The following is a 21,172-nucleotide window of genomic DNA, read 5'->3' as shown; positions in this document are numbered from 1 at the left end:
AAGCCAGTGGGACGGGGGCGGGGGCGTGGAGCCGCCTTGCGACGGTTCAGGAGGGAGGGATCTCGGTGTCGAGCTCTCCCGCCATCCGGGAGACGTTGTCCGAGGCGTCGGAGAAGCCGTCCTGGACTCCGGTCCTCGCCCATTCCGCCACGTCGCCGGTCTCCGCCAGCCCGTACTCCTCGGCCGCGGTCTTCGCCGCCAGCTGGTTCATCGCGATGTTGTTCTCCCTGGAACGCTCCCACAGCCTGCCCGCGCCCTCTCCGGCCTCCTGAAGCTTGTTGGACTCGGCCAGGCCGAACAGTTCCTCCAGGACGACGCTGCTGGCGGTGCTGGCCCCGCCGCCGACCAGGGCGCCGGCGACGGGGGTCGCGATGAAGCTCGTTGCCACGCCGACCCCGGTACCGATGACGCCGGAGGTGATGTTCTTCGCCTGAGTGACCGCCTTGTTGTAGTCCTTGTCCTCCTGGGTCTTGTCGGCCAGGATCGCCTCCTGGCTGCCGATGGCAAGGGTTCCGCTGATCTCACCGGATCTGCGTGAGATCTCCGTAACGGTGTCCCTGAGGACGTCCGAGTAGCGCTTGTCCGCCGGCAGGTCGGGGTTGAGGTGGTAGTCCATCAGGTTGGCCATGTAGACCTTCTGGCCCACCTCGACGGCGGCGTACCCCTCCGAGTTCTGACCCACGCTGACGAGGAAGCGCGTGACGTCGTTGTGGTCCATGTCGGCGACGGCACCGTTGACGGGGAAGAGCTTGGGGGTGTCGCCGTGCTTGTCGTCGGCCATGGCCCGGTTGATGTCGGGCAGGTACTCGGCCGCGATCTGGCCCATGCTGTCGGACAGGTAGCCGCGTTTGGTCAGGCGCTCGGGATCGTCGGAGACGGAGTTGACGACGGCCTCCATCAGCCTCGCCTGCTCCGGGGTGTGCGGCGGGAGGTCCGCGGTGGGCTTCTCACCGGCCGGGTGGCCGGTCGTCGCGGCCTCCAGCGCCCAGCCGAGGGCGTTCTGCCCGGGGAAGGTCTCCTTCAGGTCGGAGTCGTACTCCTTGGGCCACTTCCGCTCCTCGAAGAGGTACTGGAAGTTGGTCAGGCCGCGGTCGAAGTCGTGGTCCTCGTCCTTGGTGACGAAGGTGCCGTTGAGGAAGTCGGTCGCGGCCTCCGGGCTCCTGCCGAGGGCCATCATGTAACCGGTCATCGGGTCCGAACCCGTGTCGGTTCCCGTCCGGTTGAGGTAGCCGTCCCCGGGGAAGTGGCGCCAGCCCAGGGACGCGTCCCGGCCGTTGCCGCTGCGCTCCTTCTCGACGCGCACGAGCTCGTTGCCGTAGTCCTTGAGGAACTTGTCGTCGAAGTCCCCCCAGCGCATGAGGTTGCTCATGATCTGGACGCCCATGGCCCGGGGGTTGTCCTTGGGCACGAACTCGCCGCCCAGGCCCACCATGTCCCGCTCCCAGCGCTGCATGGCCGCGCTGTCGGACTGGGTGGCGTTGGCCAGGGTGAGACCGAGGTTCTCCTGCAGGCCGGCGAACCTGTCGCCCCGTGCGTGGGGGAGTTCCGAGTACAGGTACGGATCGTTGATGCCCGCCCAGAACTCCAGGGTCTTCTGAGGGCCGAGCGCAGTGGCGAACCGCTCGGCGAACAGGTCGTCGTTCTTGTACTTCTCCAGGGAGCCGTAGAGCTCGTCGAACTCCTTCGGGGAGAGGTTCTTGGGGTCCTTGGCGAGTACGGCGGCCCGTTCGGCGGCCTTCATCGCCTCGGCGGCGGCGTCGCGGTCGCCGTAGGAGGCGCCGGAGAAGCCGTACGGGCTCTGGTCGGCCAGCGCGCGCAGGGCCTTGGCCGCGCTGCTGTCGCTCTCGGTGGCCTTGGCGAGGATGGACTGGACCTCGTCGCGGAGGTTCTCGGCGTCCTGGGGCGTGTGGTCGGGGACCTCGGTGCCCTTGGCGGCGCGGTCGGGGTGGATGTTCATGGTGACGGTGAAGCCGCCGTCACCGGTGTCCCGTACCGTCAGGTTCTTGTCCAGGCCGCTCTCGATGGCGTTGTTGAGCTGGCGGCGGTACTCGACCAGCTCGTCGCGGGTGTCCTCGAGGATGTTGCGGATGGAGGAGGCCTGGGTGTGGGCGTCGGCGAACTCGCCGACGGTCTTGGCGATGAACTCCCGGGTCACCGTGGCGTTCTCCCCGGACCAGCCGGCCTTCTCGGCCTTCCCGTTCAGATCGGACTCGGCGTCCTCCTGGAGGGTCTTGAGCTTGGTGACCATCTGCGACCAGTCGCCGATGGCCGTGTCCAGCGTGGCGAAGTCCGCGAAGCGCAGGGCGTCGAGGTCCATCAGCGCTGCGTCCTCTCGTCGAAGCCCTCGGTGAGCGTGGTGAGGCTGTTGAACACCCCGCTGATGTGCTGCTCGTCGTTCGCGTGCGCCTTGTCGCTGTACTCCAGGTGGCTGGAGATGTGGGCGCAGGCGTCGGCCAGGGTCCGCAGCTGCTCCTTCCAGCGGGTGGTGACGTGGTCCAGCGCGCCGCCGATCTCGAAGTCCTTCTTCAGCGCCGCCGCGGCGCCGTAGCTGCTGGCCCGGGCGTGGTCGCCGTCCTTGACCAGCCGTCCGTGCAGGGTGAACGCCGCGTCGCCGATCGCCGCCAGGTCCTTCTGCTCGACGGTCAGGTCGCCGTGCGGGGCGCTGCCGCCGCCTCCGCCGTCGTGCTGGTTCAGCCGCATCCCCACGGCCTGCCGCTCCCCGGCGGCCGCCACCAACTGCTTCCACTCCTCGTCGAACGACACGCGCTCTCCCCCGTGCTCCGAGCCTTCTCCTCCTGCGAGGGCACACGGTATAGAAACGGCGACCGCCCGTGCCAGAGCCGTCCCGGGGAGGACCGTGCCGTCCGGTGGTGCCGCGGCACGGGGCGGTGCGGGATGTCCGGTTCGCGGACCGTGTTTCGGGAGGAATGACCGGAAAGACGGGGGACGGGCTCCGTCGCAGGTCCGGGGGCCGGGATCCGTGGTGATCGGGTGAGCGTCCGGTGAAGCACCCGGTCCGGCCCGTCCGGCACTCCGGACCGGCTCCGGCCGGGGGCGCCGGACGGGGTGTGCTGTACTTCGCCCGGGGAGGCGCCGCGCGGTTCGCGGCGCCGTACGGACCGCCCGCGCACAGAAGTGGCCCATTCGCAGTGCGACTGAACCAGCTCGACGAACGCATCGTCCGCGCCCTCGCCGAGGACGCCCGCCGCTCCTACGCCGACATCGGCGCCGAGGTGGGGTTGTCCGCACCGGCGGTCAAACGGCGGGTGGACCGGCTGCGCGAGCAGGGGGCGATCACCGGGTTCACCGTGCGGGTGGACCCGGCGGTGCTCGGCTGGGAGACCGAGGGCTTCATCGAGATGTACTGCCGTCACAAGACCTCTCCGGACGACATCCGCCGCGGGCTGTCGCGCTACCCGGAGGTGGTCTCCGCCTCCACCGTGACCGGGGACGCGGACGCCGTCGTGCAGGTCTTCGCCGCCGACATGCGGCACTTCGAGCGGGTGCTGGAGCGGATCGCGGGCGAGCCGTTCGTGGAGCGCACCAGATCGGTGCTCGTCCTCTCCCCGCTGGTGCGCCGCTACGGGGCGGGCCCGCCCGCCTGACGGGTCGGGGGCACCGGGAAGCACCAAGAGGACGGCGCGGAGGGATCCGTGCAACGAATCGGTGCTCCCGGTCGGAAAGACGCAACGAATCGGCACCCGGTGTGCAACGAGTGCGCCTTGTGAGGCCCCGGGGGCGGCCGTACCGTCGAGTCGTCCCAGGTCAACACGTCCGTACCGGTGTCCCGACACCCCGGCGCACCGGTACGGGCGAACGAGGTGAACACGAGGTGAAAAGGCGCCATGACGCCGCTGCGCACCGCGCTGCTCCAGGGCCCCGGCGGTGCCCCCGGCTCCACCGCCCAGGCCCTGGCGGCCCTCGACCGCGCCGCCGGCCGGGCCGCCGACGCGGGGGCCCGGCTGCTGGTCGCCGCCGAGCTGTACCTGACCGGCTACTGCATCGGCGGACGGGTCGCGGAGCTGGCCGAGCCCGCCGACGGGCCCGGTGCCGAGGCGGTGGCCCGGATCGCCGTCCGGCGCGGCCTGGCCGTCGCCTACGGCTACCCCGAGCGCGACGGCCGCGGCCTGTACAACTCCGCCCAGCTCGTCGGTCCCGACGGCGCGCGGCTGGCCAACTACCGCAAGACCCACCTGTACGGCGGCTTCGAGCACGCCTGGTTCACCCCGGGCGGGACACCGGTCGTCCAGGCCGAGTTCGACGGCCTCCGGATCGGGCTGCTGATCTGCTACGACGTGGAGTTCCCCGAGACCGTCCGGGCCCATGCGCTGGCCGGTACGGAGCTGCTGCTGGTGCCCACCGCGCTGATGCGGCCCCACGAGACCGTCGCCCGCGCGGTCGTCCCGGTCCGCGCCTTCGAGAGCCAGCTCCACATCGCCTACGCCAACCGCTGCGGCACCGAGGGGGAGGGCGGTGAGGCGCTCACCTTCACGGGGCTGAGCTGTCTGGCGGCCCCCGACGGCACGGTCCGTGCCCGCGCCGGAGCGGGGGAGGACCTGATCACCGCCGAGGTGGATCCGGAGCTGCTGCGGGCGTCACGCGCGGCCAACCCGTATCTGCGCGACCGCCGCCCCGAGCTGTACACCTCCCTGACCTGAGGCCCCGCCGGGCTCCGCCCGGGGACACCACCCCCGTACCGCACCGGCCCGGGCCGATCCCCGGGCTGCCCGCACCACCGCAGGAGACGTCACCCATGACCTCCACCGTGCCCACCGCCGTCCACGACGAGCAGCACGCCGAGGCCCGGAACGAGCCGCCCGTCACCATGTTCGGCCCGGACTTCCCGTTCGCCTACGACGACTACCTCGCCCACCCGGCCGGGCTGGGACAGGTGCCCGCCACCGAGCACGGCACCGAGGTCGCGGTGATCGGCGGCGGCCTGTCGGGCATCGTCACCGCGTACGAGCTGATGAAGACGGGCCTGCGGCCGGTGGTGTACGAGGCCGACCGGATCGGCGGCCGGCTGCGCACCGTCCGCTTCGACGGCTGCGACCCGGAGCTGACCGCCGAACTGGGCGCGATGCGCTTCCCGCCGTCCTCCACCGCCTTCTGGCACTACGCCGACCTGGTGGGCCTGGAGACCAGGCCGTTCCCCAACCCGCTGTCCCCCCACACCCCCTCCACGGTGATCGACCTCAAGGGCGAGACCCACTACGCCCGCACCCCGGCGGACCTGCCGGAGGTCTACCGCCGGGTGATGGACGCGTGGCACGCCTGCCTGGAGGAGGGCGCCGACTTCTCCGCGATGCAGAAGGCCATCCGCACCCGCGACGTGCCGCGCATCCGGGAGATCTGGTCACGTCTGGTGGAGCGGCTGGACGACCAGACCTTCTACGGTTTCCTGTGCGACTCCCCGGCGTTCGCCTCCTTCCGCCACCGGGAGATCTTCGGCCAGGTCGGCTTCGGCACCGGCGGCTGGGACACCGACTTCCCCAACTCGGTCCTGGAGATCCTGCGGGTGGTCTACACCGGCGCCGACGACGACCACCGCGGCATCGTCGGCGGCAGCCAGCAGCTCCCGCTGCGGCTGTGGGAGCACGAGCCGGACAAGCCGGTGCACTGGCCGCCGGGCACCTCGCTGAGCTCCCTGCACGGCGGCGAACCGCGCCCGGCCGTCACCCGGCTGCACCGCACGGCGGGCAACCGGATCACCGTCACCGACGCGTCCGGTGACGTCCGCACCTACCGGGCGGCGGTCTTCACCGCCCAGTCCTGGATGCTGCTGTCGAAGATCGACTGTTCCGACGACCTGCTGCCCATCGATCACTGGACGGCCGTCGAGCGCACCCACTACATGGAGTCCTCCAAGCTGTTCGTGCCGGTGGACCGGCCGTTCTGGCGGGAGCGGGACGAGCGCACCGGCCGGGACACGATGAGCATGACGCTCACCGACCGCATGACGCGCGGCACCTACCTGCTGGACGACGGGCCGGACCGGCCGGCCGCGATCTGCCTCTCCTACACCTGGTGCGACGACTCCCTGAAGTGGCTGCCGCTCAGTCCCCGGGAACGGCTGGAGGTCATGCTCAAGTCGCTGGGGGAGATCTATCCGCATGTCGACATCCGCCGGCACATCATCGGCAACCCGGTCACCGTCTCCTGGGAGGACGAGCCGTACTTCATGGGCGCCTTCAAGGCGAACCTGCCGGGTCACTACCGCTACCAGCGGCGGCTGTTCACCCACTTCGTGCAGGACCGGCTCCCGGCGGACCGGCGGGGGCTGTTCCTGGCGGGCGACGACATCTCCTGGACGGCCGGGTGGGCCGAGGGCGCGGTGCAGACGGCGCTCAACGCGGTGTGGGGCGTGCTGCGCCACCTCGGCGGCGCCACCGATCCGGCCAATCCCGGGCCGGGCGACGTCTACGACGAGATCGCCCCGGTCGAGCTGCCGGAGGACTGAGTCGGCACCGCCGGGCCCGGTCCGGCCGCGGCCGCCACGCCGGCCGTGCTCTCCCGGACGAGCAGCCGGTGGCCCGCCACCACCGTGGGCGCACCGGGACGGCCGGAGCCGCCGGGAGCGCCGGAAGCGCCGTCGATCCGGGCGGCCAGCAGCGCCACGGCCGACCGGGCCAGGGCCGCCTTGTCGGGGGAGACGGTGGTCAGCGTCGGGGTGCTGTACCGGCCGTCCTCGATGTCGCCGAAGCCCGCCAGCGCCAGGTCCCGCGGCACCCGCAGCCCGGCGGACAGCGCGGCGCGCAGCGCGCCGAGCGCCAGCAGGTCGTCGAAGCACAGCACCGCCCGCGGCGGTTCGTCCAGCTCCAGCAGCCGGAGCAGCAGTGCGGCGCCCTCGGCGCGGCGGTACGCCCCGGTCGGCGGCACCAGGCGCGCGTCCCGGGGCAGCCCGGCGTCCCGCAGCGCCTGCCGGTGGCCGGCCAGCCGCCGCCGGGCGGCGCCCGGGCCCCGCGCGCCCCGGGCGCCGATGACGCCGACCCGGGTGTGGCCCAGGGAGAGCAGGTGCCCGGTCGCCTCGTGGGCCGCCCGCCGGTCGTCGACGGCCACCTGGGGCACGGTGCCGCCCGGGACGCGCTCGCCGAGCAGTACCAGCGGGGTGGCGTCGGTGCGGTCGGCCAGTTCCCGCCGGCCGACGGTGACGGGACACAGGAGGAGCCCGTCGGCGAGCTGCGCCCCGGTGCCCCGGAGCACCTGGCGTTCGCGTTCGGCCCGGCCGCCGGTCTGGTCGATCAGCACGGTCCAGCCGTGCTCGGCGGCGGCCTCGGTGACGAGCCGGGCCAGCTCGGCGAAGTACGGGTCGTCCAGGCCGGGCAGGGCCAGGGCGATCACCCCGGTGCGGCCGCGGCGCAGACTGCGGGCGGACAGGTTCGGCCGGTAGCCCAGCTCGGCCAGGGCCCGCCGGACCTTCTCCCGGGTGTGCGGGGAGACCGGTGCGGAGCCGTTGACCACGTTGGAGACGGTCTTGACCGACACCCCGGCCCGTGCGGCGACGTCCTTGAGACTGACGCCCATGCGTTTCCCTTCCCCACCGGCACCCGCCGGGTGCCCCCTTCGCGAAGCGGTACGGCCACCCTGGCACATCGGCGCGGGCGGTACACGGGTGGCACGGGGAGGGATACGGGCCCGCGAAGTGGCCGTGCGGGCCCGTACGGGCGGCGGTGCTCAGCCCGTGCGGGGCGCCGGGCGGCTCTCCAGCGGGGTGAGCAGGAAGCGGCCCACCAGGCCGAGCCCGGTGTCCAGCCGGCGGGTGAACTCCCCGGCCGGTCCGGCAGGTTCGGCCGGCCCGGGCAGGCGTCGCAGGGACCACAGCAGTCCCACCGCCGACCAGGCCGCCTCCCGGGCCCCCTCCACATGCCAGCCGCAGACCAGATGGGTGAGCGGATCGGTGACGTCCAGCGGGCCGGCGCCGGGGGCCGGTTCCTCGCACACCCGCTCCGCCAGACCGGCGAGCACGTCCCCGATCCGCTCGAAGGCGCCCCGCAGCGCCTCCGGCGTGCAACCGCGGGACTCGGCGGCGGCCACCACGGCCAGCGGCAGATCGTGCCCGAGGCACGCGTTCAGTCCGGCCAGTGCGAACTGCACCGGGCGCACCCCGGGGTGGTGGCGGGTCAGGAGCAGCGGGCGCCAGCAGGCGGGGGCGGGTTCCCCGGCGGCGGCGCGGTCGACGGCGGTCAGATAGCGCCGGGCCAGGTCCGCCACCAGGCCGGCGGCCGGATCCGCCGCGGTCCGCGGGCGGGGGAGCGGGTCGCCGGCCGGCTGCCGCCGCAGCGCCAGTACCGCCGCCAGGCAGATCCCGCCGAAGACCGCGACCCCGTCGTGCGGCGGGAGTCCCGCCTCCAGCGCGCGCAGCCGCGCGATCGCCGTGTCGTGCCGTGCCGTCGTCATATGCGTACGGTCGCAGGCCCGCGCGGGCGGGGGAAGGCGTACCGGGAACTCCGCCCTGATCGGGTGTCCTCCGAACGGGGTTGCGGCGGGCGGCATTTGACACTCGCCGGGACGGTACCGTACCGTCCATTTCGTGGACGGTACGGTACCGTCCCGACGATGGGAGACCGGTGGAGACGACAGACCACGACGCCCGGCGGCGGCGCGCCCACGAACTGGTGGACCGGCTGGTGGACCGCCTGCTCGCACACGACATGGCCGGGTTCGCCGAGCTGTGGGCGCCCGACGGCACGGCGGACTTCCCCTTCGCCCCGCCCGGCTGGCCCCGGCCGCGCGGCAGGGAGGAGGTCCGCGCCTACGTGGCCGGCTACAACGAGCTCGTCCTCCCGCGCGAGATCGTCCACCAGACCCGCCACGAGACCGGCGATCCCGACACGCTGGTCCTGGAGTGGGGTGTGGCCGGGACGGTGACGGCCACCGGCGAGCCCTACCGCCTCGACTACGTGGTGGTGATCACCTGCGGCGCGGAGGGCGTGGTGTCCTACCGCGACTACTGGAGCCCGTCGGCCGTGGAGCGGGCGCTGGGCGGGCCGGTGGAGCCGGCCGCCTTCGGTGGAGCGGCGCAGGGAAGCGCCGCGTGAGCGCCGCACGGCCCGGGGGCGGCGGACGGATCCTGGTGACCGGGGCCTCCGGCAACACCGGCGCCCCGCTCACCGCCCTCCTGACGGCCCGGGGAGCGCCGGTGCGCACGGCCACCCGGCGCGCGGCCCCGCCCGGCGGCGCCGAGCACGTCCGCTTCGACTGGGCGGATCCGGCCACCCACGCCCCGGCGCTGGCGGGCGCCGACCGCGTGTACCTGGTGGCCCCGGTGGGGAGGACCGACCCCGCCGCGTTGGTGGAGCCGTTCCTGGCGGCGGCGGTACGCGCGGGGGTGCGCCGGGTTGTGCTGCTGAGCTCCTCGGCGATCGCGGCCGGCGATCCGGGGCTGGGCGAGGTGGAGACGCTGGTGCGCTCGGCCGTGCCGCGGTGGGCGGTGCTCAAGCCGTCGTGGTTCATGCAGAACCTCACCGGCGCCCACCCGCTCGCCGAGGGCGTCCGCGCCACCGGCGAGCTCGTCACCGCCGCCGGCGACGGGCGGCTGGCCCTCGTCGACGCCCGGGACATCGCCGCGGTGGCGGCGACCCTGCTGCTCGACGGCGGGGACGGCGGCGGGCGGGAGAGCGCCGAATACCTCGTCACCGGCCCCGAGGCGCTGAGCTACGGCGATGCCGCGGCCCTGCTGACGGAGGTGACCGGCACCCCCGTCCGGCATGTCGGCGTCACGGCCGGGGAACTGGCCGCCCGGCTGACCGCGGCCGGATTCGACCCCGGGTTCGCCGGGGTCCTGGCCGCCCTGGACACCCTCGTCCGGGACGGGAAGCAGGACTTCACCGCCGACACCGTCGAACGGCTCACCGGGCGCCCGCCCCGCTCCCTGCGCGCGTTCCTCACCGAGCACCGGGACCGCCTGGTGGTACCGGTCCGGCAGGCCGGCGCCGTACCGCCCCGCGGCTAGGGTGGGGCGCCATGCACAGCGGAACACGCAGGAAGCCCAGTGGGGCGGCCGTCCTGAGGCCCGAACTCACCGAGGCGATCGTGGAGATCGCCCTCGGTGAACTCGCGGAGAAGGGCTACGGGCGGATGTCCATGGAGGCCGTCGCGCGGCGGGCGGGAGTCGGCAAGAGCGCCCTGTACCGCCGCTGGCCGTCCAAGCAGGCGCTGGCCGTCGACGCGGTGGCCCGGATCAGCGTCCCGCTCGCCGAGACCCCCGACACCGGCTCCCTGCGCGGGGACGTACGGGCGATGCTGGAGGCGCTGCTGTCCTGGCTGGACGACCCCCGGCTGGGCGGGGTCCTCACCGACCTGATGGCCGAGGCCCGGCGGAACGGGGCGCTGGCCCGGGCGCTGGCGGAGCGGGTCGGTGAGCCCCGGCGGGCCCGGGGCGAGGCCCTGCTGGACCGGGCCGCCGCCCGGGGCGAGGTTCCCGCCGGCCTCGACCGGGAGATCGTCCTCGACCTGATCCCCGGGGCGCTCTTCTGGCATCTGGGGGCACGCCGGCAGCCCGTCACGGCGGACTATCTGGACCGGCTGACGGACACGCTCGTCACCGCCCTGACCGCCGGGCGGACCGGGGTCTGACCGGGGGCGGGGCACACCGCCCCGCCACCGGCGCTCCGACGCGCCGCCACCGCTAGTGCTTCGCGGCGTCCTTCCCCGCGCCGCCGTCCCCGCCGCCGCCGTCCCCGTCGGTGACGGCGGCGTCGTAGGAGGAGGTGCCCTCGTCCAGCAGCGGCTCCTGCTCGCGCAGATGCGCCGGGGCCAGTGCCCGCAGCGCGTGGTAGCCGGTGAGGACCACGAGGGTGCCCAGCGCGATGCCGTTCAGTTCGAAGCTGTCGGTGATCTCCAGGGTGACCCCGCCGACGCCGATGATGACGCCCGCCGCGACCGGCACCAGGTTCAGCGGATTGCGCAGGTCCACGTTGCCCGCCAGCCAGATCTGCGCCCCCAGCAGGCCGATCATGCCGTAGAGGATCACGGTGATCCCGCCGAGCACGCCGCCGGGGATCGCGGCGATCACCGCGCCGAACTTGGGGCACAGTCCGAACAGCACCGCGAAGCAGGCGGCGGCCCAGTAGGCGGCGGTGGAGTAGACGCGGGTCGCGGCCATCACGCCGATGTTCTCGGAGTACGTGGTGGTCGCCGGGCCGCCGACCGCCGTGGACAGCACGGTGGCCGCGCCGTCGGCGCCGATCGCGGTGCCCAGCTCGTCGTCCAGCGGGTCGCCGGTCATCTCGCCGACGGCCTTCACATGGCCGGCGTTCTCGGCGATCAGCGCGATCACCACCGGCAGCGCCACCAGGATCGCCGACCACTGGAACGCGGGGGCGTGCAGGGCGGGCAGCCCGATCCAGTCCGCCTCGCCCACCGCCGACAGGTCCAGCCGCCAGTGGTCGACCGCCTCCCCGCCGCCCGCCGGGGAGTGGATCCTCCCGAAGAGGCGGTCCAGCAGCCAGGAGACGGCGTAACCGAAGACCAGCCCCAGGAAGATCGCGACCCGGGACCAGAAGCCGCGCAGCGCCACCACGGCCAGCCCGGTGAAGAGCATGGTCAGCAGCGCCGTCCACTGGTCCTGCGGCCAGTACGTGGAGGCGGTCACCGGGGCCAGGTTGAAGCCGATCAGCATCACCACCGCGCCGGTGACCACCGGCGGCATCACGGCGTGGATGACCCGGGCCCCGAACCGCCGCACCACGAAGCCGGCCGCCGCCAGGACCGCGCCGACGACCAGCAGCGCCCCGGTGATCGTCGCGCTGTCGCCGCCCGACGCCCGGATGGCCGCGGCGACTCCGACGAAGGACAGGCTGGAGCCCAGATAGCTGGGCACCCGGCCGCGCGTCATCAGCAGGAAGACCATGGTGGCGACGCCGGACATCATGATCGCCAGGTTCGGGTCCAGGCCCATGAGCACCGGAGCGACGAAGGTGGCGCCGAACATCGCCACCACATGCTGGGCGCCCAGCCCCGCCGTCCGCGGCCACGACAGCCGCTCGTCGGGCCGTACGACGGCGCCGGGCGCGGGCGTGCGCCCGTCGCCGTGCAGGGTCCAGCGCAGACCGAGGCCCATGGCCGGTGCTCCGTTTCATGCGGGGAAGCGCTCAGGTGTGCGAGCGGAATCGATCGGTCCACATGTTAGAGGAGGCGTCCGGGCACCCCGGGGGTGCTCAACTCGCCGCCCGGACCATGGCCGGCCCGGACGAGGCGGACCCGCTGTCCCGCACGCCCCCGCCCGGCCCGCCCGGTCCCGCCACGGACCGGCCGCCCCGGATCGGGGCGCCGCCCGTGGGACTGCTGGGTCCACTGGCACCCGGCTGGGCGGCGGCGTTCGCCGCCACCGCCGAGCACCTGCGCCGGGCGGGCGCCGACCTGGTGGAGACGGACCCCGAACCGTTCCTGGCCGCCGCCCGGCTGCTGTACGAGGGCGCCTTCGTCGCCGATGACGGTCGGGCCGGTGGAACTGGCCGACGGCGAGCGGGTGCCGGGCTTCCTGTGCGAACCCCTCGCCCTGGCCGGCGCGCCGGACATCACCGTCCACGGTGGCTGGCGCGGCTGGCGGCCGGCGCGGATCCGGGCGCCCCCGGGGGACCGGCTCTGGTCGTGCCGCGTCAGTCAGGGTTTGCCCGGTGGCGAGGCGTCCTGGTGCTGGGGCGTCCCCGGGTCCCCGGGGCCGAGGGGTGGGGCATCCCCGGGTCCCCGGGGCCGAGGGGTGGGGCATCCCCAGGCCCCCGGGGCCGAGGGGACGCGATCGAGGCGGCCGGAAGCCGCAAGTAGTTGGCCCTGCCCGGGCTTCCGGCCGGCGCAGCGTGGGGCACCTCCCGGCGGTGGCCGGGGGAGTGCGTGCCGGGGCGGCGAGCGGGGCGAACCTCGGCTGACGCGGCACTAGGGACCGGGGGCGGACGGCTGCCCGGCCGGGCCCGGCGCCGCCTTCGGCGCCGAGCCCGGAGGGTCGGCCCGCAGCACCCCCGCTCCCGGCACCAGCCCGCACAGCAGCACGGTGATCAGGGCGAAGGAGACCGGCAGGGAGGTGAACTCGGCGATCCAGCCGACCGCCGCCGGCGCCGCCAGCCCCGAGGCGTACGCCAGGGTCGCCACTCCCGCGATGGCCTGCCCCGGCGCGCCGGACGCGGTGCGGCCCGCCGCCGCGAAGCACAGCGGCACCACCACCGCGATCCCGACGCCGATCAGCGCGAAGCCCGTCACCGCCGCCGCCGGTTCGCGCGCGGCGACCACCAGGAGCCCGCCGGCGGTGGCCAGCACTCCGCTGGTCCGTACGGTGCGCACCGGTCCGAGGCGGCGTACGACGGCGTCCCCGGACAGCCGGGCGACGGCCATGGTGCAGGCGAACGCCGTGTACGCGCCGGCCGCCAGGCCCGGTGAGGCGTCCGTGACGTCCCGCAGGTAGATCCCGGCCCAGTCCATCGAGGCGCCCTCGGCGAAGACCGCGAAGAAGCCGATCAGCCCCACGGCCAGCACTCCGCGGCCGGGCAGCGCGAAGTGCGGCGGTGCCTCGATGCCCGGCTCGGCCCGCACGTCCGGCGTCCGGCCGGCCGCGACCGCGCCGATCACCGCCAGCACCGGGACGGTCAGGGTGAGATGGACCCGGGCGTCCACCGCGAAGTGCGCGGCGAGCGCCCCCACCCCGCCGCCGAGCAGCGTGCCGACGCTCCACATCCCGTGCAGCCCGGACATCACCGACCGGCCCATGCGCTCCTCGACCTGCACCGCCTGGGCGTTCATCGCCACGTCCGAGATGCCCAGCCCCGCCCCGTACAGCAGGAGCGCGCCGCACAGCCAGACCGGCCCGGGCGCCGCGGCGGGCAGGGCGAGCCCGGCGCAGCACAGGACGATCAGCAGCCGCAGCGCGGCGCGCGGCCCGTGCCGGTGGGCCAGCCGTGCGGCCAGGGGCATCGAGGCGGCGGCTCCGACCGTGGCGAAGACCAGGGCCACGCCGAGCGGGCCGGTGCCCAGTTCCAGCTGGTCCCGGATCCAGGGGATGCGGGTGGCGAAGCCGCCGGCGACCGCGCCGTGGACGGTGAAGACCACGGCCACGGCGCGCCGTGCGCGCGCTGTCTCCGCCCGGCGGTCCGTCCGGGGTTCCTTTCGGGGGGCCGTCCGGTCCCCGGCCCGGCTCCGGCCGCCGGTGCCGTCGTGTGCGCGCACACCCGTCCCCTTGTCTCCGGGTCTCCCCGGGCCCGTTGTGTCCGGTGGTTCGGTGCTGTGCCGTACTGCCCGGGGCGGTCCCGCCCGGGCGGCGGCCGTCCTCAGTCCTTCCGCAGTTCCGCCCGTACCTCCGTGCCGCCGCGGGCGACGACCCCGCCGCGGCCCGGGGCACCCAGGACCCCGGCGGCCAGGACGAGAACGACCGTGCCCGCGGTGACCAGACCGAACGCCGCGCGCAGCGACGCGAGCTCGGCGACGGTGCCGATGAGGGTCGGGGCTATCAGCCCGGTGGTGTAGGTGATGGTGGCGACCCCGGCGATGGCCTGGCCGGGAGCCGGGCCGCTGTGTCCGGCCGCGGCGAAGCACAGCGGTACCACCACGGCGATCCCGATGCCCAGCAGCGCGAAGCCGGTGACGCCCGCCACCGGGCCGGGGGCGGCGACCACCAGGAGCCCGCCGGCGGTGGCCAGCACTCCGCTGGTCCGTACGGTGCGCACCGGTCCGAGGCGGCGTACGACGGCGTCCCCGGCCAGCCGGGCGGCGGCCATGGTGCAGGCGAACGCGGTGAAACTGGCGGCGGCGACCGTCGCCGAGGCCCCGGTGACCTCCCGGAGGTAGATGCCGGACCAGTCCATGGAGGCACCCTCGGCGACCACCGCGCACATGCCCACCACCCCGATGAGCAGCGCCGAACGCGGCGGCAGCGCGAAGCGCGGCGGCGCCTCCTCGTCCGGTGCCGGGCGCACGTCCAGCAGTCCGCGGCAGGCCGCGGGCGCGGCGGCGGCCAGGACGGCGGCGGCCAGGCCCAGGTGGATCCGGGCGTCCAGACCGAGGTGGACCGCGCCCACCCCCACCGCCGAGCCGAGCAGGGCGCCGACGCTCCACATCCCGTGCAGCCCGGACATGATCGAGCGTCCGTAGCGCCGCTCCACCTCCACGCCCTGGGCGTTCATCGCCACGTCCGCCATCCCGGCGGTGGCGCCGAAGACGAACAGCGCGGCGCACAGCACCACCGGATGAGGGGCCAGGGCGGGCAGGGCGAGCGCGGCGCACCACAGGACGAGCAGGACGCGGGTGGCGGCCCGGGTGCCCAGCCGGTGCACGACGCGCCCGGCCAGCGGCATGGCGAGTGAGGCGCCGATGGCGGGGAAGGCCAGGGCGAGCCCCAACTGCCCGGCGCTGAGGTCGAGTTGCTCCCGGATCCAGGGGATGCGGGTGGCGAAGCCGCCGGCGACCGCGCCGTGCAGGGTGAACACCGCGGCGGTCGAGCGCCGGGCGCGGCGTGTCGAGGAGATCGGCATGCCCGTAAACTATCAGGCAGCCTGCCTGATAGAAATAGCGTATCTGCGAGGATTCCGCCATGACTTCCGCGCGCACCGCATCGCCCCGTACGGCCCGGGCCATCAACGACCGGATCGCGCTGGAGCTGCTGGTGGCGCACGGTCCTCTGACGGCCGCCCGGCTCAAGGAGCTGACCGGCCTGTCCCGGCCCAGCGTCGCCGACCTGCTGCAACGGCTGGCCGACGACGGACTGGTCCGGGTCGTCGGGGAGGCGGGCGAGACCCGCCGGGGCCCCAACGCGCGGCTGTACGGCCTGGTCGCCGACCGCGCCCATGTCGCGGCCGTCGACGTCCGCACCGGCACCGTCTCCTTCGCCCTGGCCGACCTCGCCGGGAACACCGTCCGCCAGACCGTCCTGGCCCTGGACGGCGGCGAGACCGGTGAGACCGGCCAGGGCGGTGAGGCGGGCCAGGGCGAAGGGGACGGTGCGGACCCGGTGGCCCGGACGGTGGCCGCGCTGCGGCAGGCGCTGCGCGACAGCGGCGCCGCCGCACCGCACACGATCGCCGTCGGCGCCCCCGGCATGATCGACCCGGCCACCGGCGCCCTCGGCCGCAGCACCGCCCTGCCCGCCTGGCACGCCCGCGTCCCGGCCGCCCTCCGGGACGGGCTGGGCGTACCGGTGCTGCTGGAGAACGAGGTGAACCTGGCGGGCATCGCCGAGCACCGGCTCGGCGCGGCGCGCGGCCGCGACACCTTCGTCCTTCTCTGGCTGGGACACAGCGTGGGCGCCGCCGTCGTCCTGGACGGCGCGCTGCGCCGCGGCGCCTCCGGCGGCACGGGCGAGATCGGCTTCCTGCCGGTGCCCGGCGCCGGCTGGCCGCCGTCGGCCACCGTCTGCGACGGGGGCTTCCACTCCCTGGCCGGCAGTGCGGCGGTGTGCGAACTGGCCCGCGCGCACGGCCTTGACACCCCGCCGTACGATCCCGCGGACGGCGCCCGCGCCGCGGAGACGGTGGTACGGGCGGCGACGGCGGGCGCGGCGGGCAGCGGCGGGGAGGCGTTCCTGGGCGCGCTGGCCGAACGGATCGCGGTGGGCGCCGCCGCGGTCACCTCGGTGCTCGACCCCGGCTGCGTGGTGCTCGGCGGTGAGGTGGGCCGGGCCGGGGGAGAGGCGCTCGCGGCCCGGGTGGCAGACCGGCTGGCCGCGATGTCCCCGCTGGCCACCGAGGTGCTGTGCGGCACGGTCGAGGGCAGCCCGGTGCTCGGCGGAGGTCTGGTCACGGCCCTGGACGCGGCGCGCGCCGACCTGTTCGAGCCCGCCCGCCGGACCTGACCGCCGCGGGTGGCCGGGCGGGCACTGTGAGCCAGCGCATACGTTCCCGCCCGCGCCGCCCGTACGGGGCATGGCACACTGGTGCCGTACCAACGTCAAGCGCACTCCGGGGTCGGTGAAAGTCCGAACCGGCGGTTACAGTCCGCGACCCGGCCGCTGCCAGCGGCCGGTTGACCAGGTGAAACTCCTGGACCGACGGTTAAAGTCCGGATGGGAGGCAGTGCGCGGCGGGCCGTGGAGCGGCCGGTACGCCGCCGTCGGCGGAAGCTCCGCGCGCACCCCCGGGTCGCGCGGGACACCCCGGCACCGGCGTTCCGCCCACCCGCGGAGCCGTCCGGTCATTCCGTACCGCCCCGGAGTCCGTGCCCGAAGAGGCAGGAGGACCCGGTGGCCACCGCAGCCGCAGCGCTCATCGCGCGGAAGCGCGAACACGATGCCGTGCGCCGTGCCGTCACCCTCGCGTCCCACGCCCTCGGCGCCACCGCCCCCGACGCCGGCGTCGGGGCCGTCGGCCTGCCCGGTTCCGCCACCGTGCGGCCGGCCGGCGGACGCGCCCCGGCCGGGGTCCCCGTCGCCGCCGGTGCCGTGGACCGGGTCACCGCCTGCCGTGCCCCCGTCCCGTTCGGCACCGGGCCCGCCGGGCCGGGCGCCGCCGGAATCGCCGCCGTCGCCGGCGCGTTGCGCCTGACGGCCACCGGCACCGGGCGCCCCGAGCGCCCCGGGCCACCCGCCGACGCCGTACCCGCCGGGCCCGTACCCGCCGGGCCCGCACCCGTATCCGCCGTCCCCGAGGAGACCTGAGTGTTCACCGGAATCGTCGAAGAACTGGGCGAGGTCGTCGCCGTCGAGGAACTGGCCGATGCCGCCCGCTTCCGGCTGCGCGGCCCGGTCGTCACCGAGGGCGCGAAGCACGGCGACTCGATCGCCGTCAACGGCGTCTGCCTGACCGTCGTGGACACCTCCGACGGCGAGTTCACCGCCGATGTCATGGCCGAGACGCTGGAGCGTTCCGGCCTCGGCGCGCTCGCCGCCGGTGACCGGGTCAACCTGGAGCGCCCCATGGCGCTCGGCGGCCGGCTGGGCGGACACCTCGTCCAGGGACATGTGGACGGCACCGGCACCATCACCGGGCGCGTCCCCGGCGACAACTGGGAGATCGTCAGGATCTCGCTCCCGGAACGGCTGACGCGGTACGTGGTCGAGAAGGGGTCGATCACGGTGGACGGCGTCAGCCTGACCGTCGTCGAGGCGGGGGAGGAGGACTTCACCGTCAGTCTCATCCCCACCACCCTGGCCACGACCACCCTGGGCGTGAAGAAGCCCGGCGACCCGGTCAACCTGGAGGTCGACGTCCTGGCCAAGTACGTCGAGCGGCTGCTCGCCCGCGGCGCCGTCCCCGCGTCCGCCGCCGGGCCGGACCTGTCCGCCGGAGCCGTGCGGTGAGCGCCGTGGACTGGCTCGACGGCACCCTCAACGGCACCGCCTTCACGGCCTTCGGGCAGCAGGTGCCGTGGTCCGACATGGTCGGCAACCTCATGGGGCTGCTCGCCCTGGCGCTCGGCTGGCGCCGGTCCATCTGGACCTGGCCCGCCCAGCTGCTGGCCGGGCTCATCCTCGTGGCCGCCTACGCCTCCGCCCAGCTCTCCGGCGGTGTCGGCAAGCAACTGCTGGTCATCGGCGTCGCGGTGTGGGGCTGGTACCAGTGGCGCCGGTCCGGCGGCGCCCCGGACGGCAGTCCGGACAGCGCGGCCGGGAGCACCGGCACGGAGACCGACGGCCGGATCGCCGTGCGCTTCGCCACCTGGCGCGAACGCCTGTGGCTGCTGGGCGGCACGGCCGCCGGCACCGCCGCCGTCGGCTCACTGTTCGTCCTCGTCCCCGAACTGTCCTGGAACCCCTGGCCCGACGCGTACATCTTCACCGGCACCCTGGCCGCGATGGTCGCCCAGGCCCGCGGACTGGTGGAGTTCTGGTTCGCCTGGCTGCTGGTGGACCTGGTCGGCGTCCCGCTCGCCTTCAGCAGTGGTCTGGCCTTCTCCGGCCTGGTCTACGTCATCTACTTCGTCCTCGTCCTGTGGGGCCTGCGCGACTGGTGGCTGCGCTCCCGCACCGGGAGGACGAGCGACCCCGCTCTGGAAGGAGCCACGGCATGACCAGCCTGCACACCTGGCACCCGCACCCCGCCCCCCTCGGCACCGGGGCGGTGGGGGGCGACGAAGCGGAGCTCCTGCTGGACCCCGTCGAGCGGGCCGTCGCCGACATCGCCGCCGGCCGTCCCGTGGTGGTGGTCGACGACGCCGACCGCGAGAACGAGGGCGATCTGATCGCCGCCGCCGAGCTGATCACCCCCGAGACCGTGGCCTTCATGATGAGTGAGTGCCGCGGCCTGATCTGCGTCCCGCTGGAGGCCGGCGAGCCGGACCGGCTGGAGCTGCCGCAGATGGTCCGGCGCAACACCGAGTCGATGGGTACCGCCTTCACCGTCTCCGTGGACGCCTCCGGCGCGCACGGCGTGACCACCGGCATCTCCGCCGCCGACCGGGCCACCACCATCCGGCTGCTCGCCGACCCCGCCGCCACCGCGGACGACTTCGTGCGCCCCGGCCATGTCTTCCCGCTGCGCGCCCGCCCCGGCGGGGTGCTGGAGCGCCCCGGCCACACCGAGGCCGGGGTGGACCTCGCCCGGCTCGCCGGGCTGCGCCCCGCCGCCGCCATCGTGGAGATCGCCGCCGAGGACGGCACCATGCTGCGCCTGCCGGAGCTGGTGCCCTTCGCCCGCAAGCACGGCCTGTCGATCATCTCCATCGAGGACCTGGCCGCCTACCGCCGCTCGGCCGAGCCCACCGTCCGCCGCGAGGCCGTCACCGCCCTGCCCACCGCCCACGGCGACTTCCGCGCCCACGGCTACCGTTCCACCACCGACGGGGTGGAGCACATCGCGCTGGTCGCCGGGGACGTCGACGGCGGCGAGGACGTCCTGGTCCGGGTGCACTCCGAGTGCCTGACCGGGGACGTCTTCGGCTCCCGGCGCTGCGACTGCGGCCCGCAGCTTCAGGACTCCCTGCGCCGGGTGGCCGCCGAGGGCCGCGGTGTGGTCGTCTACCTGCGCGGCCACGAGGGGCGGGGCATCGGCCTGCTGTCCAAGCTGCGGGCCTACCAGCTGCAGGAGGCGGGCCGCGACACCCTCGACGCCAACCTGGAGCTGGGCCTGCCCGCCGACGCCCGCGACTACGCGGCCGCCGCCCAGATGCTGACCGACCTCGGAGTACGCTCCCTGCGGCTGATGACCAACAACCCCGACAAGACCGCCGCCCTCACCCGCCACGGGCTGCGCGTCACCGGCCGCGAGCCGATGCCCGTCCAGGCCGGCGAGCACAACCTGCGCTACCTGCGCACCAAGCGGGACCGGATGGGGCACGACCTGCCCTGGCTGGACGACGGGCGGGTCCCCGTCTGCGGCAGCCAGTGAGCCGCCCGCCCCCGCACCCCCGCAACCCCACCCCCGTCCCCATCCACACCCCATATCCGTGACGCACCGCACGAGGAGCAACGTGAGCGGCAAGGGCGCACCCGAACTGACCGTCAGGAACTGCAAGGACCTGCGCGTGGCCGTGATCGCCGCGCAGTGGCACGAGCGGGTGATGGACGGCCTGCTCGACGGCGCCCGGCGCGCGCTGGGCGAGGTGGGCATCGACGAACCCACCGTGCTGCGCGTCCCGGGCAGCTTCGAGCTGCCCGTCGCCGCCAAGGTGCTGGCCGCGCGCGGCTACGACGCGGTCGTCGCCCTCGGCGTCGTCGTCCGCGGCGGGACCCCGCACTTCGACTACGTCTGCCAGGGTGTCACCACCGGCCTCACCCAGGTGTCCGTCGAGACCGGGGTGCCCGTCGGCTTCGGCGTGCTGACCTGCGACACCGAGGAGCAGGCCCTGGACCGCGCGGGGCTGCCCGGCTCGGCCGAGGACAAGGGGCACGAGGCGGCCACCGCCGCCGTGGCGACGGCCGCGGTCCTGCGCACCGTGGCCGAGCCCTGGCGCCGGGCGGGGGCGGCCGGCGGCTAGGGTAGGGGCACCATGGCGAACAAGACATTCGAGGAGCTGTTCGGCGAGCTCCAGCGCAAGGCCGCCACCGGCGACCCCGCCACCTCCCGCACCGCCGAGCTGGTGGCCGCCGGTGTCCACACCATCGGCAAGAAGGTCGTCGAGGAGGCCGCCGAGGTGTGGATGGCCGCCGAGCACGAGGGCCCCGACCGCACCGCGGAGGAGATCTCCCAACTGCTGTACCACCTCCAGGTGATGATGGTCGCGCGGGGGATCGGCCTGGACGACGTATACGCTCACCTCTAGCGGGGGCGCGCCCGGCGCCCCCAGCCCGCCGGCCGGCAGCCGGCGGTCCCACGAGAAC

Annotated in this window: 21 protein-coding genes and 1 riboswitch; of the genes, 14 read left to right on the top strand and 7 right to left on the bottom strand. The window is 74.7% G+C overall.

Annotation, left to right across the window (positions count from 1 at the left end; translation table 11 throughout):
- Window positions 1–46: 46 nt before the first annotated feature.
- Both V1L54_RS06165 and V1L54_RS06160 read right to left on the bottom strand, forming a co-directional pair.
- Window positions 47–2,317, bottom strand: coding sequence for a DUF6571 family protein (locus V1L54_RS06165; RefSeq protein ID WP_330116852.1), 2,271 nt, complete (start codon window positions 2,315–2,317; stop codon window positions 47–49).
- Entirely contained in the window at window positions 2,317–2,763 is a 447-nt protein-coding gene (locus V1L54_RS06160) for a hypothetical protein (RefSeq protein WP_330116851.1), read from the bottom strand. The genes V1L54_RS06165 and V1L54_RS06160 overlap by 1 nt, the downstream gene beginning before the upstream one ends.
- Window positions 2,764–3,149: 386 nt before the next feature.
- Here V1L54_RS06160 and V1L54_RS06155 point away from each other — a divergent pair, with 386 nt between their 5' ends.
- The 3 genes from V1L54_RS06155 to V1L54_RS06145 all read left to right on the top strand — a co-directional run bounded on the left by V1L54_RS06155 (window position 3,150) and on the right by V1L54_RS06145 (window position 6,460).
- Window positions 3,150–3,605: an Lrp/AsnC family transcriptional regulator gene (locus V1L54_RS06155; RefSeq protein ID WP_330116850.1), complete on the top strand. Its 456-nt coding sequence runs from the start codon at window positions 3,150–3,152 to the stop codon at window positions 3,603–3,605.
- A 240-nt stretch (window positions 3,606–3,845) separates the two neighbouring features.
- Window positions 3,846–4,658 carry a carbon-nitrogen hydrolase family protein gene (locus V1L54_RS06150; RefSeq protein ID WP_330116849.1) on the top strand — a complete coding sequence of 271 codons (813 nt, stop codon included), beginning with the start codon at window positions 3,846–3,848 and terminating at the stop codon, window positions 4,656–4,658.
- 95 nt (window positions 4,659–4,753) lie between these two features.
- Window positions 4,754–6,460 carry a flavin monoamine oxidase family protein gene (locus V1L54_RS06145; RefSeq protein WP_330116848.1) on the top strand — a complete coding sequence of 569 codons (1,707 nt, stop codon included), beginning with the start codon at window positions 4,754–4,756 and terminating at the stop codon, window positions 6,458–6,460.
- Here V1L54_RS06145 and V1L54_RS06140 read toward each other — a convergent pair.
- Together V1L54_RS06140 and V1L54_RS06135 are read right to left on the bottom strand one after the other, a co-directional pair.
- A complete protein-coding gene (locus V1L54_RS06140; protein ID WP_330116847.1) occupies window positions 6,421–7,524 on the bottom strand; it encodes a LacI family DNA-binding transcriptional regulator in 1,104 nt (367 codons plus the stop codon). The genes V1L54_RS06145 and V1L54_RS06140 overlap by 40 nt on opposite strands.
- Window positions 7,525–7,674: 150 nt before the next feature.
- A complete protein-coding gene (locus V1L54_RS06135; RefSeq protein ID WP_330116846.1) occupies window positions 7,675–8,397 on the bottom strand; it encodes a DUF5995 family protein in 723 nt (240 codons plus the stop codon).
- Between the two features lie 170 nt (window positions 8,398–8,567).
- Here V1L54_RS06135 and V1L54_RS06130 point away from each other — a divergent pair, with 170 nt between their 5' ends.
- The 3 genes from V1L54_RS06130 to V1L54_RS06120 are packed head-to-tail and all read left to right on the top strand — an operon-like array spanning window position 8,568 to window position 10,575.
- On the top strand, window positions 8,568–9,038 hold the full coding sequence (locus V1L54_RS06130; protein ID WP_330116845.1) for a nuclear transport factor 2 family protein: 471 nt from the start codon (window positions 8,568–8,570) through the stop codon (window positions 9,036–9,038).
- On the top strand, window positions 9,035–9,952 hold the full coding sequence (locus V1L54_RS06125) for an NAD(P)H-binding protein (protein ID WP_330116844.1): 918 nt from the start codon (window positions 9,035–9,037) through the stop codon (window positions 9,950–9,952). Before V1L54_RS06130 ends, V1L54_RS06125 begins: the two co-directional genes overlap by 4 nt.
- An 11-nt stretch (window positions 9,953–9,963) precedes the next feature.
- Window positions 9,964–10,575 carry a TetR/AcrR family transcriptional regulator gene (locus V1L54_RS06120; RefSeq protein ID WP_330116843.1) on the top strand — a complete coding sequence of 204 codons (612 nt, stop codon included), beginning with the start codon at window positions 9,964–9,966 and terminating at the stop codon, window positions 10,573–10,575.
- 52 nt (window positions 10,576–10,627) lie between these two features.
- On the opposite strand, the gene V1L54_RS06115 is transcribed toward V1L54_RS06120, so the two are convergent.
- Window positions 10,628–12,061 (bottom strand): uracil-xanthine permease family protein, encoded by a 1,434-nt coding sequence (locus V1L54_RS06115; RefSeq protein ID WP_330116842.1) that lies wholly within the window; start codon window positions 12,059–12,061, stop codon window positions 10,628–10,630.
- 369 nt (window positions 12,062–12,430) lie between these two features.
- Here V1L54_RS06115 and V1L54_RS29420 point away from each other — a divergent pair, with 369 nt between their 5' ends.
- Window positions 12,431–12,877: an allophanate hydrolase-related protein gene (locus V1L54_RS29420; RefSeq protein ID WP_443076505.1), complete on the top strand. Its 447-nt coding sequence runs from the start codon at window positions 12,431–12,433 to the stop codon at window positions 12,875–12,877.
- Here V1L54_RS29420 and V1L54_RS06110 read toward each other — a convergent pair.
- A complete protein-coding gene (locus tag V1L54_RS06110; RefSeq protein WP_330116841.1) occupies window positions 12,874–14,043 on the bottom strand; it encodes an MFS transporter in 1,170 nt (389 codons plus the stop codon). The two genes, V1L54_RS29420 and V1L54_RS06110, sit on opposite strands and share 4 nt — an antisense overlap.
- A gap of 212 nt (window positions 14,044–14,255) precedes the next feature.
- Entirely contained in the window at window positions 14,256–15,455 is a 1,200-nt protein-coding gene (locus tag V1L54_RS06105; protein ID WP_330116840.1) for an MFS transporter, read from the bottom strand.
- Window positions 15,456–15,514: 59 nt separating this feature from the next.
- On the opposite strand from V1L54_RS06105, the gene V1L54_RS06100 reads away from it, so the two are divergent.
- The 7 genes from V1L54_RS06100 (at window position 15,515) to V1L54_RS06070 (ending at window position 21,114) form a co-directional block, all read left to right on the top strand.
- The gene (locus tag V1L54_RS06100; protein ID WP_330116839.1) at window positions 15,515–16,771 is read left to right on the top strand and encodes an ROK family transcriptional regulator; all 1,257 of its coding nucleotides are present in this window, start codon (window positions 15,515–15,517) and stop codon (window positions 16,769–16,771) included.
- 97 nt (window positions 16,772–16,868) lie between these two features.
- A riboswitch (FMN riboswitch) is annotated at window positions 16,869–16,999 on the top strand.
- Between the two features lie 159 nt (window positions 17,000–17,158).
- Window positions 17,159–17,572 carry a hypothetical protein gene (locus tag V1L54_RS06095; RefSeq protein ID WP_330116838.1) on the top strand — a complete coding sequence of 138 codons (414 nt, stop codon included), beginning with the start codon at window positions 17,159–17,161 and terminating at the stop codon, window positions 17,570–17,572.
- Window positions 17,573–18,214: a riboflavin synthase gene (locus V1L54_RS06090; RefSeq protein WP_330116837.1), complete on the top strand. Its 642-nt coding sequence runs from the start codon at window positions 17,573–17,575 to the stop codon at window positions 18,212–18,214.
- The gene (locus V1L54_RS06085) at window positions 18,211–18,924 is read left to right on the top strand and encodes a nicotinamide mononucleotide transporter family protein (protein WP_330116836.1); all 714 of its coding nucleotides are present in this window, start codon (window positions 18,211–18,213) and stop codon (window positions 18,922–18,924) included. The genes V1L54_RS06090 and V1L54_RS06085 overlap by 4 nt, the downstream gene beginning before the upstream one ends.
- Entirely contained in the window at window positions 18,921–20,240 is a 1,320-nt protein-coding gene (locus V1L54_RS06080; RefSeq protein WP_330116835.1) for a bifunctional 3,4-dihydroxy-2-butanone-4-phosphate synthase/GTP cyclohydrolase II, read from the top strand. The genes V1L54_RS06085 and V1L54_RS06080 overlap by 4 nt, the downstream gene beginning before the upstream one ends.
- A gap of 82 nt (window positions 20,241–20,322) precedes the next feature.
- Complete coding sequence (ribH, locus tag V1L54_RS06075; protein ID WP_330116834.1) at window positions 20,323–20,829, top strand: 6,7-dimethyl-8-ribityllumazine synthase; 507 nt, start codon at window positions 20,323–20,325, stop codon at window positions 20,827–20,829.
- Window positions 20,830–20,841: 12 nt separating this feature from the next.
- Window positions 20,842–21,114 carry a phosphoribosyl-ATP diphosphatase gene (locus tag V1L54_RS06070; RefSeq protein WP_330116833.1) on the top strand — a complete coding sequence of 91 codons (273 nt, stop codon included), beginning with the start codon at window positions 20,842–20,844 and terminating at the stop codon, window positions 21,112–21,114.
- Window positions 21,115–21,172 lie beyond the last annotated feature (58 nt).

Source organism: Streptomyces rubellus (genome assembly GCF_036323805.1).
Classification (GTDB): Bacteria; Actinomycetota; Actinomycetes; order Streptomycetales; family Streptomycetaceae; genus Streptomyces.
Note: the sequence above shows the minus strand (reverse complement) of the source record. Positions and strands in the feature narration are given on the sequence as shown.

Coding starts and splice junctions, on each gene's coding strand:
- V1L54_RS06150 (WP_330116849.1), top strand. CDS start 3,846: ATGACGCCGCTGCGCACCGCGCTGCTCCAGGGCCCCGGCGGTGCCCCC.
- V1L54_RS06165 (WP_330116852.1), bottom strand. CDS start 2,317: ATGGACCTCGACGCCCTGCGCTTCGCGGACTTCGCCACGCTGGACACG.
- V1L54_RS06145 (WP_330116848.1), top strand. CDS start 4,754: ATGACCTCCACCGTGCCCACCGCCGTCCACGACGAGCAGCACGCCGAG.
- V1L54_RS06105 (WP_330116840.1), bottom strand. CDS start 15,455: ATGCCGATCTCCTCGACACGCCGCGCCCGGCGCTCGACCGCCGCGGTG.
- V1L54_RS29420 (WP_443076505.1), top strand. CDS start 12,431: ATGACGGTCGGGCCGGTGGAACTGGCCGACGGCGAGCGGGTGCCGGGC.
- V1L54_RS06120 (WP_330116843.1), top strand. CDS start 9,964: ATGCACAGCGGAACACGCAGGAAGCCCAGTGGGGCGGCCGTCCTGAGG.
- V1L54_RS06080 (WP_330116835.1), top strand. CDS start 18,921: ATGACCAGCCTGCACACCTGGCACCCGCACCCCGCCCCCCTCGGCACC.
- V1L54_RS06100 (WP_330116839.1), top strand. CDS start 15,515: ATGACTTCCGCGCGCACCGCATCGCCCCGTACGGCCCGGGCCATCAAC.
- V1L54_RS06115 (WP_330116842.1), bottom strand. CDS start 12,061: ATGGGCCTCGGTCTGCGCTGGACCCTGCACGGCGACGGGCGCACGCCC.
- V1L54_RS06070 (WP_330116833.1), top strand. CDS start 20,842: ATGGCGAACAAGACATTCGAGGAGCTGTTCGGCGAGCTCCAGCGCAAG.
- V1L54_RS06140 (WP_330116847.1), bottom strand. CDS start 7,524: ATGGGCGTCAGTCTCAAGGACGTCGCCGCACGGGCCGGGGTGTCGGTC.
- V1L54_RS06135 (WP_330116846.1), bottom strand. CDS start 8,397: ATGACGACGGCACGGCACGACACGGCGATCGCGCGGCTGCGCGCGCTG.